Origin of the sequence: Auritidibacter ignavus, from assembly GCF_003703835.1 — a bacterium.
In the GTDB taxonomy this organism is placed as follows: Bacteria; Actinomycetota; Actinomycetes; order Actinomycetales; family Micrococcaceae; genus Auritidibacter; species Auritidibacter ignavus.
Window position 1 is genome coordinate 65,462 of record NZ_RDQR01000004.1, and the last position, 14,605, is coordinate 80,066.

Genomic DNA, 14,605 nt, shown 5'->3' on the forward strand with positions numbered 1-14,605 from the left:
TGTGTATTTGAAACACGCCTATATGTGGGAGTATTGTGGGGGATGTCTAACGTCGATACCGTGACACGGTGAGAAAATCGGAGCGAAGATGCACTGTCCTTTCTGTCGACACGAGGAGTCCCGGGTGGTCGATTCTCGTTCCCTCGACGACGGCTCTGCAATTCGTCGCCGTCGGCAGTGCCAAGCGTGTGGTAAACGTTTCACCACGTTAGAAACCACGTCATTGATGGTGGTGAAACGTTCCGGAGTCGCTGAGCCCTTTGACCGCAATAAGGTCATCAACGGTGTCTCGAAAGCTTGCCAGGGTCGCCCGGTATCAAAAGACGACTTGGCTGTCTTGGCGCAAGAGGTTGAAGAGGCCATTCGATCGACCGGTAATTCGGAGGTCGATGCCCACGAAGTCGGGTTGGCCATTCTGGGACCATTGCGCCGATTGGACCAGGTGGCGTATCTGCGATTTGCCTCGGTGTACCAGGACTTTGATTCTTTGGACGATTTCGAGAAAGCCATTAGCGAGCTGAGAGAGCATCCTTTCGCGGTAGAACCCCTACAAGCGAAACTCTTTACTCGATAAAATAGTTTTCCGGTGGGATTGCGGAGGGGAAGCCGCGATCCCACCGGTTTTCAACTCAATGGACCGCGGCACTGCGTCGTCGCGGTGCAGACTGCGGTGTGAAACCGGCCTCGACTACATCGATGTGTCGGCGATCGAGGCGAACAACGCTGCGCCAATAATGCCAGCGTTATTGACCATCTGTGCCGGGATAGTTCGTGCGCGGAGCTTCACATAGGGCAGGAACTCTTCGGCACGTTGCGATATGCCACCGCCGATCACGAACAGTTCCGGGGAAAATAGTCGTTCCAGGTAGGAGAAATAGGGCTGTAACCGTTGCTCGGCATACTCCTGGAAACTTAGCTCAGCACGCTCCCGCGCCGACGCAGAGGCATCGCGCTCGGCCATATTTCCCCGGAACTCGAGTGAACCCAGTTCGAAATTGGGCACCAACACTCCGTTATGGATCATGGCCGAACCGATGCCGGTGCCCAGTGTAACCACCAGCACCGAACCAGACACCCCGCGGGCAGCACCGAAACGGGCTTCAGCCAGCCCGGCAGCATCTGCGTCGTTGATGACTCGCACATCGCGGTGCAGGTGATCGGAGAACAGCTCGTGAGCATTCGTCTCAATCCAGGACGGGTCGATGTTGTTGGCAGACAGCGCCAGCCCGTGGTGAATCACTGACGGAAAACAAATTCCCACCGGGCGATCCCGGGCCGGGGCCATTTCACGGCTGTCAAGTTCATCGATGATCTCAGCGACGGTGCGGGCGACCGCCTGGGGAGTCGCTGGTTGCGGGGTGGGAATCCGGAACCGCTCACCGGAGAGTTCACCGGCCTGCTGGCCGGAGGCTGAGATTGCGACGATGCCACCCTTCATCCCGGTGCCGCCAATATCCACGCCGATATAGGTTGGGGTGTTGTTACCAGACATCGCTACCACGGTTCCCTTGTACTCGTCTTCCGATCGTGTCTACTCGGCTAGGGTCAAAATTTCGGCGCCATCTTCGCGTACCACGAGTGTGTGCTCGAACTGAGCGGTGCGTTGACGGTCCTTGGTCGTGACCGTCCAGTCGTCATCCCACATCTCCCAGGAAATATCGCCCAGTGTGATCATCGGTTCGATGGTGAACACCATGCCCGGAACCATCACGGTGTTATGGTCAGGGGCGGTGTCGTAGTGGGGCACAATCAGCCCGGAGTGGAACTCCCGGCCCACGCCGTGGCCGACAAAGTCGCGGACGACACCGTAGCCAAACCGGTTGGCATATTTTTCAATCACACGACCAATCACGTTGATTTCGCGTCCGGGCTTGACCGCCTTGATGCCGCGCATCATGGCTTCGTGGGTGCGCTGGATGAGCAACCGGGACTGCTCGTCGGTGTCACCGACGGTAAAGGTCTTATTATGGTCGCCGTGGTAACCATCCAGGTAGGCGGTGATATCGATATTGATGATGTCACCGTCTTCAAGCACGGTGTCATCGGGGATCCCGTGGCAGATGACCTCGTTCAGCGAGGTACACAGTGATTTTGGGAAACCCCGGTAGTCCAAACATGAGGGGTAAGCCCCGTGATCGATCATGTACTGGTGGCCGATGCGGTCCAACTCGGCAGTGGTGACACCGGGTTGAATCGCAGCTTCGACCGCGTTCATCGCCTCCGCGGCCAGCCGTCCGGCAGCGCGGATTTTCTCGATAGCTACCTCATCATAAACATCGCCGTGCTGACCCTCATTCGGGTCTTTTTTGCCGACATAATCGGGCCGGGGAATTTCGGCGGGTACGTGCAAGCGTGGGGCAACATACCCCGGGGCGAGTCGTCCCACCGGCGCCAGCGAGCCGGGCCCAGGCCGTGCCGGACCATCGACCGGAAGATTATGGGAACCCTCGGTACCGGGTTCTGGGGCAGGATGAAGTGTCACTGAATTGCTGGGCATACCTTGATCCTAACGCTGAATAGCATGTGCGGGGTAGTTCGCCCCCGACGCTCAGCTCGGGACCATATGAGAGGATGGAGCCATGACTGACAGCGCGACACAGTACTGGTTCAATGTTGAGACTCACGAGGTTGAAAAGGGTCCCCAATCGAACTGGCGCAAATTGTTGGGCCCCTTCGAGACGGCGGAACAGGCTCGTCGGGCCTTGGAGAAGGTCCAGGAGAATAATGAGCGGTGGGAGGCCGAGGACGAAGCCGAGGACTAGCCGTCTCGCCCCGCCTGCTGGCGCGCGCTCGACCGCGCTACGTGCTCCCCGTTGCACGCTGATCCATCACGGACCTAACGGGCGAAGGAGTAGTCCTCGTCCGGGAATGCCCCCGAGCGCACCTCATCGGCATAGGTCTTGGCCGCCTGGGAGAGCTGTTCCGCAAGGGTGGCGTATTGCTTGACGAACCGAGGCAGACGCCCCGTACTAAGTCCGAAAGCGTCCTGCCAGACTAAGACCTGACCGGTGGTGGCATTGCCGGCGCCAATCCCGATGGTCGGTACCTGCAAGGCCTCGTCGACTGCGGCGGCCACCTCAGTGGGCACCATTTCCATCAACACGGTAAACGCCCCAGCTTCTTGAAGTGCTAGTGCGTCCTGGATCATCTGTTGGGTGGCGTCCTGGCCACGCCCTTGGACCCGAAACCCACCGAGCACATGTTCTGACTGCGGTGTGAACCCGATATGGCCCATGACCGCCACGCCCGCTGAGGTCATCGCAGCCACGTGTTCGGCATACCGGGCGCTACCCTCGAGCTTGACCGCCGCGACCTGAGATTCTTTAACCAGCCGAACCCCGCTGTCCACGGCCTGCTGCACCGAGGACTCATAGCTACCAAATGGCATATCCGCGACCACCAGGGACCGTCCGACGCTACGAGCGACCGCCTGGGAGAACAGCACCATTTGATCTAAGGTGACCGGGATGGTCGTGTCATAGCCGAGCACCGTGTTCCCCACGGAATCACCAACGAGCAACACCTCGATACCGGCCTGGTCGAAAATCCGGGCGGTCAGGGCGTCATAGCTCGTGAGCATCGCAAACCGGTGGCCGGCGTCTTTGAGCTGCTGGAGGTGGTGGGTGCGAACACGTTTCGGGTTCGGGCTCTCGGTGGCGTAGCTGATATTCTCTGAACTCGACATGCTCACAGTCTAGGGGATCTAGATCACAGAGGATGTTCTAAGATCGAGGCATGACAACACCACTGAACACCACAGACCTTGCAGATCACCTTGGAGAGTCGGTCCGGAGCTGTCCGATTCAACTACGGAACTTCGGCGGAGTGCAGAAATTCGCCGGCCAGATCGCCACGGTGCGTTGCTTCGAAGACAACACCGAAGTCCGGGCTACGCTGTCCACGCCAGGAGAGGGGCGGGTACTTGTTGTCGATGGGGGCGGAAGCCTGAACCGGGCGTTGCTCGGAGACAATATTGCTCAACTGGCCATCGACAACAACTGGGCCGGGGTGATCGTCCATGGCGCCATCCGCGACTCGGCCGAGATCGCCGAGATGGCGATCGGTGTTAAAGCCTTGGGCACCAACTCCCAAAAATCCCGCAAAGAAGGACTGGGTGTCACGAATGTTAACCTGGTGATCGGTGGGATTGAGTTCATTCCGGGAGAGTACGTTTACTCCGATGCCGACGGGATCGTGGTCACTAGTGACCCGGTGGAACTAGACGACACCGAGTAAGCGGTGACGTAGACTTGCCGAGGTAGCTCGTCACCGGCGAGCCCCACCACCTCACGACGCTGATGCAGGAGAGCGACCGTGGAACGATTGGACCGGCAGCAAGAATTCGTGTTGCGCACCCTTGAGGATCGAGACGTCCGCTTTGTGCGACTGTGGTTCACCGATGTGGTCGGTGCCCTGAAATCAGTGGCTCTGGCCCCGGCTGAAGTGGAGTACGCCTTCACTGAGGGCCTGGGGTTCGATGGCTCCTCGATCGATGGGTTCACCCGGATTTTCGAATCCGACATGCTCTTACAACCGGATCCCTCGACCTTCCAGGTTTTGCCCTGGCGGGGTGAAGATGAACAAACCTCACGCATGTTCTGCGACGTGAAGATGCCCGATGGGGAACCGGCGGCCGTTGACCCCCGCTACGTGCTCCAACGCAGTATCGACAAGGCCGCGGATTTGGGATTCACGTGCTACCTGCACCCGGAAATCGAGTTTTATCTGCTCAAGGCAGATCTGGAAGAACGCTCGGACCCGAAGCGGATGATGCACAACCCCGAACCGGTGGATGCTGCCGGGTACTTTGACCACGTGCCCGGTGGGGTCGCCCAAGACTTCCGCCGTCATGCGGTGTCCATGCTGGAGCAGGTCGGAATTTCCGTGGAGTTCTCCCACCACGAAGGGGGCCCGGGCCAGAACGAGATTGATCTACGTGCCATGGATGCGATGGCTACCGCGGATAACATCATGACATTCCGCACCGTGGTCAAAGAAGTCGCCACTTTGCAGGGTTACTACGCGACCTTCATGCCCAAGCCCTTTGGCGAACACCCCGGCTCAGCGATGCACACACACTTTTCGTTATTCGAAGGGGACGTCAACGCCTTCTATGCCCCCGGAGCCGAGTACCAGCTGTCGACCACCGCCCGTCGTTTTATCGCCGGACTGCTAAAACACTCCGCGGAGATCACCGCGGTAACCCACCAGTTCGTCAACTCCTATAAACGGCTCTGGGGCGGGGGAGAAGCACCACCTTATGTCTCCTGGGGCCACAACAACCGCTCCGCCCTGGTCCGTGTTCCCTTATATAAGCCGGATAAGGCCGGATCCGCTCGGGTGGAATACCGCGGTATTGATGCCGCGGCCAACCCCTATCTGACCTATGCGTTGCTACTCTCTGCCGGTCTGAGGGGTATTCAGGAAGAATATGACCTACCTGAGGCTGCCCAAGAGGACATCTCACAGTTGACCTCACACGAACGCCGACTCTTGGGGCACTCACCGTTGCCATCCACCCTCCACGATGCCTTGGGGGTGATGGAAGAATCTGAATTCGTTGCCGAGGTGCTCGGCGAACAGGTCTTTGAGTCCTTTCTGCGCAATAAACGCGAAGAATGGGAACAATACCGGGTCAATGTGTCCCCGTTCGAGCTCTCCCGTTACCTCGGGGCGGTGTAGCTCCTTGACCAAACGTACCCCCACCTCCGCATCCGGTTCACGATCCCGGTCCTCACGCGGGCGCACCCTGGCCGGAGCGGGGTTCACCGACCTGTCGCGAGCGGAAAGCCGGCTACAAGCGCCCGAGCTCGCTGAGCTGGATCGAGACCAGTTGCTCGATGTCATCTCGGTGGCTGCCAATCCTGACCAAGCGCTAATCCTGCTAATCCGACTCGTGGAGGCCGAAGCCAGTGTCCAAGAGCTCTTCAACCAAGCTGAGCAACACCAGATCCGCTCGCTGATTCGGCTGTTGGGCACCTCGGAAGCCCTTGGTGAATTTCTGATCCGCTACCCTGAGCACCTGGACGTCGTCACCGGGTCCGAGGACGCTGTGGCCAGCGCACCCGCAGTTGCTGGGATCTACGAGCCTGACGCGCACGGAGAAGCACGCTATGCTCCCGAGGCTTTGCGTTGCCTGTTACTGGAGGCTGTGGGAGCTGATCCACAGCAGGAAGAACCGGTGGCCACCCAGGGTGGTAAAGAGGCGGCGGTGGCGCTACGGGTTATGTATCGGCGACAAATTCTCAGCATTACCGTCCAAGACCTCAATGCCCCCGATCCCATGGGTGCCCAGCCGATTATTTCCCGGTGGTTGGCTGACCTGGCTGCTGCGGCCCTGGAGGCCGCTCTGGCGGTGGCGAGATTCGATGCTGAGTCGAAGTTTAGTCGCGAAGAAATCGATGGCACGAGCCTGACCGTGATGGGGATGGGCAAATGCGGTGCCCGAGAGCTGAACTACCTTTCGGATGTCGACGTGATTTTTGTGCACGGACCGGCAGCCTCGGAGCATGTGGAGTCTTTGTCGGAGGAAACCATGACCGCGGTGGCCCGAGAACTGGCCACCGGGATTTCACACACCATCCAGTCTCCCGCCCCAGAGCCCGGGCTGTGGGAGGTCGACGCCAACCTGCGCCCCGAAGGCAAAGATGGAGAACTGTCGCGCACGGTAGCGTCACACCGCACGTACTACAACCGGTGGGCCCATACCTGGGAGTTCCAGGCCTTGCTGAAGTGTCGTCGACTGGCCGGTAACCACCGCTTGGCTGAGGAATATCTCAACGCCATCTACCCCCTGGTCTGGCAGGTCTCCACCCGGCCAGGCTTCGTCTCTCAGGTCCAATCGATGCGACGCCGGGTGGTAAAGAATATTCCGGCGAAACAGCGTCACCGTGACATCAAGCTCGGCAGTGGGGGACTGCGTGACATTGAATTTCCGGTCCAGCTGTTGCAACTGGTGCACGGAAAAACGGATTCGAGCCTGCATGTGCGCTCCACCGAAGAAGCTATCCAGGCTTTGGAAGCCGGCGGATACGTGGGACGGGCCGACGCGCGCTCGATGACGGACTACTACCGGTTCTTACGCGTGATGGAGCACCGGTTACAACTTGCCCAGATGCGTCGCACCCACCTGCTACCCGAAAAAGAACAACATCTCCGGGTGCTAGCCCGGGCCGTCGGCTCAGGTGCGCAGGAACATCCGCATAACGCTGATGAGTTGCTGAGCAGCTGGAAGAAGACGGCTCGAGCCGTCGCCGAGGTCTTTGAGCGGTTGTTCTACCGGCCGCTCCTTCCTGCCACCGCGGCCCTGCCGGCCGACCAGGTCAGACTCTCCTCTGAAGCTGCCCAACAGCGGCTGGTCGCCCTGGGGTACCGAGACCCCAAGGGCGCGATCCGCCATATTGGGTTCCTTACCGAGGGCGTGTCTCGCTCGGCGGCGTTGCAACGTCAGCTCCTACCGGCCATGTTGGGCTGGCTGGCTGCCGGTCCGGACCCCGATGGTGGTCTGCTGAGTTTCCGGCGTCTGTCGGAATCGATCAGTCGCTCAGGATGGTACCTGCGTATGTTGCGGGACTCCTCCGATGCTGCCGAGCGACTCTGCACCGTGTTGTCCAGTTCCCGGTATGTCTGCGACTTGCTGGAACACTCTCCGGAGGCCACCGCCTGGCTAGACCGTGACCAGGACCTGGTGCCCTTGAGCCTGGACGCCATCCTGACCGAGATGCGCTCGGTGCTGTCGCGTCACCCTGAAGTCAACGAAGCGATGCGCCACATCCGGCTGATTCGTCGACGCGAAATTCTGCGTACCGCAATGGCTGACGCCTTGGAACTGATCGACCAAGATGAGATCTCTCACGCGCTATGCCGGGCCGACCAAGCCAGCGCGATGGCCGGACTAGATTTGGTGGAACGCGAACTTGCCGACAGTGGTGAGAAACGACTGGCGAACCTGGTGGTGGTGGCCATGGGGCGCCAAGGCGGACAGGAATGCGGCTATGGCTCGGATTTGGACGTGATGTTCGTTCACCAACCCACCGAGGCAGCCACCGACGAGCGTGAGGCCCACCAACAGGCCGTCAGCCAAGCCAAGAAACTCACCCACTACCTGAAGATGCCGCTGAAACCGGCCATCCCGTTGGAACCGGTACTGATGATTGACGCGGACCTGCGCCCCGAAGGTAAACAGGGTCCCTTGGTGCGCTCGATGGAGTCCTATCGGAACTACTACCAGCAATGGGCTGAGATTTGGGAAATCCAGGCGCTGTTGCGGGCCCGGACGCTAGCTGGAGAACAGGCTCTGCAGGATGAATTCACGAACTGGGCAGACTCGGTGCGCTATCACACCGAGCTGACCCCGCAACGGTTACGGGCGATCCGTCGAATGAAAGCTCGGGTGGAATCCGAGCGACTACCCCGCGGGGCTGATCCTAACCGGCATGTGAAGCTCGGGCGTGGGTCGCTGTCGGATGTGGAGTGGCTGGTGCAGACCTTCCAGTTGCGCTACGCCGGTCAAGCAGAGTCATTGCGCACCACCTCCACCGTGGAAGCGTTGGAGGCATTGCACGAGCTCGGGCACCTTGATGCCCACGAGGCCCAAGCCTTGGAAAACTCCTGGAGACTGTGCTCTAGGATCCGCTCGGCGAATATGATCTGGTCGGCCCGTGCCTCCGACACGTTGCCCACCAACCGAGATGACCTAGAAGCGGTCGCCCAGTGGTGCGGGTATGAGTCGGGCAATGCGGGTGTTTTCGAAGAGGACTACTTGCGCATCACCCGCCATGCTCGGCAGGTGTTCGAACATCGGTTCTATGGGATGAACTAGCCTCAACCCATCGGGGTGACTGGAGTTTATCGGTTGATGACCGAGGAGCCGACCAGGTCCAAGGTGGTCAAGCGACTCTGCAACGACGGGGCCAGATTAGTCATGATCAGCTCATCGGCTGAGACCCGTTCGGCAAACTGATCCATGTACTCGCGTACCACTGAGGCGGTGCCCACCGCAGTGTACTTCAACATGCTCAACACCTGTTCGCCGGCCGGAGAGTGGATCAGCAAGGACACCTCATCGTCGCTGAGGTTCTTACCGCGACCCAGGAAGGACCGAATCCGGGAGCGCTGAGCGGCCTCCAAGCTGGCCTGGGCGCCCTCTTCGGTCTCATCGGCAATGACGTTCAGGGCCGCAATGAAGTAGGGCTCCGGGTGCTGTTCAGAGGGCTCGTAGTGCTCCCGGTACAAGCTGGCAGCCGATTCCAGCATCTGCGGAGCGAAATGAGATGCGAAGGTGTAGGGCAGGCCCAGTTTGGCAGCTAGCTGCGCGCCGAAATGTGAGGAGCCGAGAATGAAGATGGGCAAGTTGGTGTCCTTACCCGGGTAGGCTTCCACCCCGGGAATCTGGGAGTCCCCACTTAAGTAGCCCTGCAGCTCCACAACGTCTTGGGGGAACCGGTCAGCGGACTGAGGATCGCGACGCAGTGCCCACAGGGTCTTCTGGTCGGTTCCTGGTGCACGGCCCAAGCCGAGGTCGATGCGGGGGCCGTAGAGTTCCTGCAACATCCCGAACTGTTCGGCAATCAGCAACGGAGCGTGGTTGGGCAACATCACGCCACCAGAGCCCAAGCGGATCGTGCAGGTGTGGGCGCCGATGTGAGATAGCAACACGGAGGTTGCCGACGAAGCGATCGAGGGCATGTTGTGGTGCTCAGCGAACCAAATACGGTGGAAACCTCGTTCTTCGGCCCGCTGGGCCAAAGTCAGCGATTCACCGACCGCGTCACCAATCGACTGCCCATGGCGGACGGTGGCTAAGTCGAGAATGGAAACCCGGTAGTTCGTTGAAGCGCCAGCTTCAGGCATTCGAAACCTTCTTTCAGTGAGCAGGATCTGTGTTTCTGTCGCGTATAGCTCCAACCGAGAGACAAATATTCCTTGGCGGTGCTACGACGCGTGTCAGATTCACCACGGTATTAACCGACGGTGCTGGTGGGGATCACTGTGATCCCCACCAGCACCGTTGCACTTACCTGAGTCGCCAGGTAGAAGGTCGAAGCCGTCCTTGATGGCGTAGGTGCTAGATCGAGTAGTAGAGCTCGAATTCCTTCGGCGAAACGTAGGCGCGCAACACATTGATTTCGTACTCACGCTTATAGTCAATCCAGGTGCTGATCAGGTCTTCGCTGAACACATCACCGGCCAGGAGGAATTCGTGGTCCTCTTCCAGAGCGTCGATCGCTTCTTCCAGAGTGCGTGGCGCCTGCTTCACATCGGCGGCTTCCTCCGGAGGCAACTCGTAGAGGTCCTTATCCACCGGCTCCGGTGGCTCGATGCGATTACGAATTCCGTCCAGACCGGCCATCAGCTGAGCTGCAAAAGCGAGATAGGGGTTCTGGGAGGGATCCGGCGCACGGAACTCCAGTCGCTTGGCTTTGGGGTTGGTCCCGGTAATCGGAATGCGGATAGCTGCCGAGCGATTGCCCTGCGAGTAGAGCATGTTGATCGGTGCTTCGTGACCTTTGACCAGACGCTTATAGGAGTTCACCGTCGGGTTGGTGAAGGCCATAATGGCTGAGGAGTGCTCCAGCAGTCCGCCGATGTACCAGCGGGCCAGATCAGACAGTGAAGCGTAGCCCTTTTCGTCGTAGAACAGCGGTTCTCCGTCCTGCCACAGGGACTGGTGGCAGTGCATGCCTGAACCGCCATCACCGTAGACCGGCTTGGGCATAAAGGTCGCGGTTTTGCCGAACAACAAGGCGGTGTTTTTCACGACATACTTGAACACCTGAGCCTTATCGGCCGAGTGCAACAAAGAATCGAAGCGGAAATTGATCTCGGCCTGCCCGGGCGAGCCCACCTCGTGATGAGAGCGCTCGACTTCGAGCCCAACCTGTTCCAAAAGTAAGCAGATTTCATCACGCACATCGGCGATTTGGTCAATCGGGGAGACCGGGAAGTAGCCACCACCGGACGGAGTCTTGTGTCCTAGGTTGCCACCGGGCTCTTCACGACCGGTGTTCCACCAGGCTTCTTCAGCATCAATTTCGAAGAACGATTTATGTGCCTGATTCTCGTAACGGACGCCATCCAGCAGGTAGAACTCGGCTTCAGAGGCGAAACTGGCAGTGTCGGCGATACCGGTGGAGGCTAAATAATCCTCTGCTCGCGTGGCCACACCGCGGGGATCCCGGTGGTAGGGCTCCCCGGTGCGGGGATTAATGATAGAGAAGAACATCGCCAGAGTCTTCTGCTCCCGGAAGGGATCGATAAACGCGGTGGTCACATCGGGAATCAGTTGCATATCGGACTCTGCGATGGTGGCGAAGCCGGGAATCGACGAGCCGTCGAAGAGCTGGCCACTTTCAAAAAAGTCGTTGTCGACAGCCTTGGCCGGCAGGTTGAAGTGGTGCATTCCACCGAAGAGGTCGGTGAACCGCACATCAACAAAGGCCACATCCTCGTCTTTGAGATAGGCGAGAATTTCTTCTGAGGTGGAGAACATTCTTACTCCTGTCATAGTTTCCGCGATGCAGACTTTCCGCGATGGCATTAACCCTACAGAAAGCGCGCTTTGATCGGGGGAAAGCCGTCGGGAATTTCTGCAATAGCGCAACGGAGAAAGGGTCTTGGTCAGGCGGAGCCGTGCCTGCCACACACTGAGGATGACAAGACCGAACCGATAGAGTTGTCTTATGTCCGCAGAACACCGTCGCGAAGACAACGCCGAGGACCCGTTGATCACCCGGAAAGATCTTGCTTCCTGGGTGGAAGGTCCCCCGGGAGAGCAAGATACCTACCCCGGTGAACGATTAGGGCTCCCCAGAACCGGGCCGAGCTCGGTTGCCTCGCTGGGACGCCGTGTCGGAGCACTGTTTAGCGACTGGTTTATCTCCGTAGGATTGGCTTGGCTTGTTGGCAGTGATCAGCCCTGGCTTCCCCTGCTGTTTTTCGTGATGATGCACTGGCTGTTGGTAGGACTGTTGGGAGCTACCATCGGCAAAGCCCTATTCCGCATTCAGGTGGTTCGCGTTGGCGGGGCCTCCGTGGGACTATGGCAGGCAGCAATTCGTGCGCTACTCCTGGGCCTGTTTATCCCGGCGATCGTGATGGACAAGGACCAGCGTGGAGTCCACGATCTGCTCGCCAAAACGGTCGTGATCACCGCCTAGTTAGTGTATCCACGCTCGAGCTCCGGGGCTTTAGCGCCCTCGCATCGCCCGACGATCTGGACGGGATTTGAAAGGATCCACACCCTTAGGAATCGGGAGCTTATTACTAGGCAAGGACGCCAGACGGTTCTCAATGGCCCGAACTTCGTGCTTATTGAGGGTTTTTTTCATCCGTTTGATGGTCTTTCTCAGCTGGTGTAGTGACACTTCATTCTTTCCATGACCGACCTGCAGAATACGGATCTCGACATTAGGCAAATAACGGCTCATGTGGCGACGCTCTTTTTCAGCCAGCTGACGGGCCTTGTTATACGAGCCCTCAGCCACCAGGACCACACCAGCTTTCCCGGTGGCACGGTACACCGCTTCCTGAGACTTAGCGTTCATGGCGACCGGCTCCTGGGGTACCACCCAGCCGCGGCCTAACGTTGACAAAGCCGCGCCCGTAGCACCAGGACGTCCGTCGATGCGCGCAAAAGCCGCGCGTTCAGCCCGCCGGTTCATGATAATCAAGGCGGTCAGCAAACCGAACGGGATAGCAATCAAGATCCACGTCACCCAGTTGCCGGTGAGACCGGCAAGGATGACACCGATCAGAATCGGCACCGCAAAACCAAGTAGCATCCACCACACCACGGCGGGATCGTATTCTTTGGTGTCTTTAAAGACTCGCCCAATACGTTTGAAAAAACCGTCCTGGTTCTTTTTGCGGCTCTTCTTGTTCGCCTTCGCTTCGGCTCTCTGCTGTCGCCGACGCTCTTTCTGCTCGGCTTTGACAGTCTTGAGATCTTTAGTGGGAGAAGAATTATCTGAGGCCATAATGACACCTATACTACCGAAAGTTATCTGTGGATAACTCACCCCGTGAGGGGAGCGATTCCGGCAGAATCAGGGGCAGACATTGTCACCTTTGTCCTCGCACACCCGCATCGCACACCGCGTTGTTACGAGCCCAGGATTATTTGATGACCTATCCCTCATCGCACACCTCCGACGCACTACCTCAGCCTCCACAGCCGCTCTCGGGTGAGGTCGGCGAGCTGTATTGCACCGGCGAACGCTTTAACCTCTGGCGGTTTCGTCCCCCGGGATTTAGCTCACGAGATGCGCCCGCCGTGCTAAAAATTCCAGACCTCGGGCAGGTAGGGGAGGAGAGACACTCACAGATTATCGACCGGGCCCAACGGTTTAGCCATCCGCACGTGGTGCCACTGATTGGCGCCGTCGAGCTCCGCGACGATTCGGCGCCACAGGTGGGATGCTGGCAACTGATGCGAGGTTCTCATGCCGCTAAACTCGTCAACACCATGGGTCCGCTGGAACTCGAGCAATGTTTGACCATTGTCATCCCGGTTGCTCAGGCTTTATCTGAACTACACCGACAAGGGCTCAGTCATGGCGGGTTGGGCCCGGCCGAGGTGGTTTTTGACCTCAACGGGGCGCCCTATCTCACGGATGCAGGACCGGGCCAACCGGTGCACGGTTTTGCAGCACCAGAACAGCACGCTAAGGCGTCAGCCGTGACATCGGCGACGGACGTGTATAGCTGGGCGGCGCTGTGCTGGTATCTTCTGACCGGACGAGTGCCGGGCAAAACATACGTGCGCGCTCCGCTCCCGTCCTTGGTGCCCAACATTGATGAACACGTGGTAGATGTTCTGGAGGCGTGTCTGGACGATGATCCGACACAACGCCCCACTATGCGTCATTGTCTGGAAGCTGCCGTGCATTGGGGCGAGCCCAGGGCGCTGGAGTTGCATTCGATTGTGGCTGCAGACTTGAGGATCTTACTTCCCACCAAATTGTCGGAACCACCGTCGGAGAAGAAAAACCGCCCCCGACGCCCCGCCCGAAGAAGGTTACCGAAAACGCGTCGTGGCCTTCGGCAACGGGCCCAACGACGATTCATCGCTGGAGCGGGTGCCATGGCGGTTGGTTTAGCGCTGATTAGCGGGTCGCCGTCGTTGACGGCAGAGTCTCAAGAACCAGCCAGGGCCACACAGGACACTGTCTCGGTCACCGACCACATGGATCCGGAACGTTTGGATGAGCGGTTGGAACAGATTGTGCAACAACGCTCAGCGGCGTTTCGTACCACCGATCCGGACATGGTGGATCGTTATGCGGTCGGGGAATCTGAGGTGGCGGTTCACGATCGAGAAATGATTGAGGGCTTGGCGGAGCAGGGATTGAACTTGGAGGACTTTTCAATGCGCGGACAACGCACTGGCGAGGTTGAGATCCTGGATGATACGACAGTGCGTATTCCCGTCCAGTGGGGGTGGCCGCAACAGGAGGTGACGGACGAAGGTGCTCACGGCGTGGTCAGGGCGTCGGTACAAGAGTCACACGCTGATCTCGTGGTCACGTTGCAGTATGACCAGGAATGGAAAATAAGCCGGGTCCATGAGCACTAACGGCGCACACAGGCTTCGGGGCCACCGTCA

Annotated in this window: 13 protein-coding genes; 7 read left to right on the forward strand and 6 right to left on the reverse strand. The window is 59.0% G+C overall.

Features of this window, described 5'->3' with window-relative positions:
* Positions 1 to 88 precede the first annotated feature (88 nt).
* Complete coding sequence (gene nrdR, locus DYI20_RS03600) at positions 89 to 574, forward strand: transcriptional regulator NrdR (protein ID WP_110099334.1); 486 nt, start codon at positions 89 to 91, stop codon at positions 572 to 574.
* A gap of 114 nt (positions 575 to 688) precedes the next feature.
* Here nrdR and ppgK read toward each other — a convergent pair whose 3' ends face one another.
* Together ppgK and map are read right to left on the reverse strand one after the other, a co-directional pair.
* Positions 689 to 1,492 carry a polyphosphate--glucose phosphotransferase gene (ppgK, locus tag DYI20_RS03605; RefSeq protein ID WP_110100450.1) on the reverse strand — a complete coding sequence of 268 codons (804 nt, stop codon included), beginning with the start codon at positions 1,490 to 1,492 and terminating at the stop codon, positions 689 to 691.
* 39 nt (positions 1,493 to 1,531) lie between these two features.
* Positions 1,532 to 2,497: a type I methionyl aminopeptidase gene (gene map, locus DYI20_RS03610; RefSeq protein ID WP_110099336.1), complete on the reverse strand. Its 966-nt coding sequence runs from the start codon at positions 2,495 to 2,497 to the stop codon at positions 1,532 to 1,534.
* 82 nt (positions 2,498 to 2,579) lie between these two features.
* On the opposite strand from map, the gene DYI20_RS03615 reads away from it, so the two are divergent.
* Positions 2,580 to 2,762, forward strand: a complete 183-nt coding sequence (locus DYI20_RS03615) for an SPOR domain-containing protein (protein WP_110100451.1) — start codon at positions 2,580 to 2,582, stop codon at positions 2,760 to 2,762.
* Positions 2,763 to 2,836: 74 nt separating this feature from the next.
* Here the strand turns inward: DYI20_RS03615 and panB are convergent, their stop codons facing one another.
* Positions 2,837 to 3,685: a 3-methyl-2-oxobutanoate hydroxymethyltransferase gene (gene panB / locus DYI20_RS03620; RefSeq protein WP_122548884.1), complete on the reverse strand. Its 849-nt coding sequence runs from the start codon at positions 3,683 to 3,685 to the stop codon at positions 2,837 to 2,839.
* A gap of 50 nt (positions 3,686 to 3,735) precedes the next feature.
* On the opposite strand from panB, the gene rraA reads away from it, so the two are divergent.
* From rraA to DYI20_RS03635, 3 genes are all read left to right on the forward strand, one after another.
* The gene (rraA, locus tag DYI20_RS03625) at positions 3,736 to 4,236 is read left to right on the forward strand and encodes a ribonuclease E activity regulator RraA (protein WP_110099339.1); all 501 of its coding nucleotides are present in this window, start codon (positions 3,736 to 3,738) and stop codon (positions 4,234 to 4,236) included.
* An 87-nt stretch (positions 4,237 to 4,323) separates the two neighbouring features.
* Positions 4,324 to 5,682, forward strand: a complete 1,359-nt coding sequence (glnA, locus tag DYI20_RS03630; protein WP_110100592.1) for a type I glutamate--ammonia ligase — start codon at positions 4,324 to 4,326, stop codon at positions 5,680 to 5,682.
* Entirely contained in the window at positions 5,639 to 8,821 is a 3,183-nt protein-coding gene (locus tag DYI20_RS03635; RefSeq protein ID WP_110100453.1) for a bifunctional [glutamine synthetase] adenylyltransferase/[glutamine synthetase]-adenylyl-L-tyrosine phosphorylase, read from the forward strand. The genes glnA (DYI20_RS03630) and DYI20_RS03635 overlap by 44 nt, the downstream gene beginning before the upstream one ends.
* A gap of 26 nt (positions 8,822 to 8,847) precedes the next feature.
* Here DYI20_RS03635 and DYI20_RS03640 read toward each other — a convergent pair whose 3' ends face one another.
* On the reverse strand, positions 8,848 to 9,852 hold the full coding sequence (locus DYI20_RS03640; RefSeq protein ID WP_110100454.1) for an LLM class flavin-dependent oxidoreductase: 1,005 nt from the start codon (positions 9,850 to 9,852) through the stop codon (positions 8,848 to 8,850).
* Positions 9,853 to 10,066: 214 nt separating this feature from the next.
* Positions 10,067 to 11,491, reverse strand: coding sequence for a type I glutamate--ammonia ligase (glnA, locus tag DYI20_RS03645; RefSeq protein WP_110100455.1), 1,425 nt, complete (start codon positions 11,489 to 11,491; stop codon positions 10,067 to 10,069).
* A gap of 190 nt (positions 11,492 to 11,681) precedes the next feature.
* On the opposite strand from glnA (DYI20_RS03645), the gene DYI20_RS03650 reads away from it, so the two are divergent.
* A complete protein-coding gene (locus DYI20_RS03650) occupies positions 11,682 to 12,158 on the forward strand; it encodes an RDD family protein (RefSeq protein ID WP_110100456.1) in 477 nt (158 codons plus the stop codon).
* A 30-nt stretch (positions 12,159 to 12,188) separates the two neighbouring features.
* Here DYI20_RS03650 and DYI20_RS03655 read toward each other — a convergent pair whose 3' ends face one another.
* On the reverse strand, positions 12,189 to 12,977 hold the full coding sequence (locus tag DYI20_RS03655) for a DUF4191 domain-containing protein (protein WP_110099344.1): 789 nt from the start codon (positions 12,975 to 12,977) through the stop codon (positions 12,189 to 12,191).
* A gap of 146 nt (positions 12,978 to 13,123) precedes the next feature.
* Here DYI20_RS03655 and DYI20_RS03660 point away from each other — a divergent pair, with 146 nt between their 5' ends.
* Positions 13,124 to 14,575 carry a serine/threonine protein kinase gene (locus tag DYI20_RS03660; protein WP_110100457.1) on the forward strand — a complete coding sequence of 484 codons (1,452 nt, stop codon included), beginning with the start codon at positions 13,124 to 13,126 and terminating at the stop codon, positions 14,573 to 14,575.
* Positions 14,576 to 14,605: the final 30 nt, after the last annotated feature.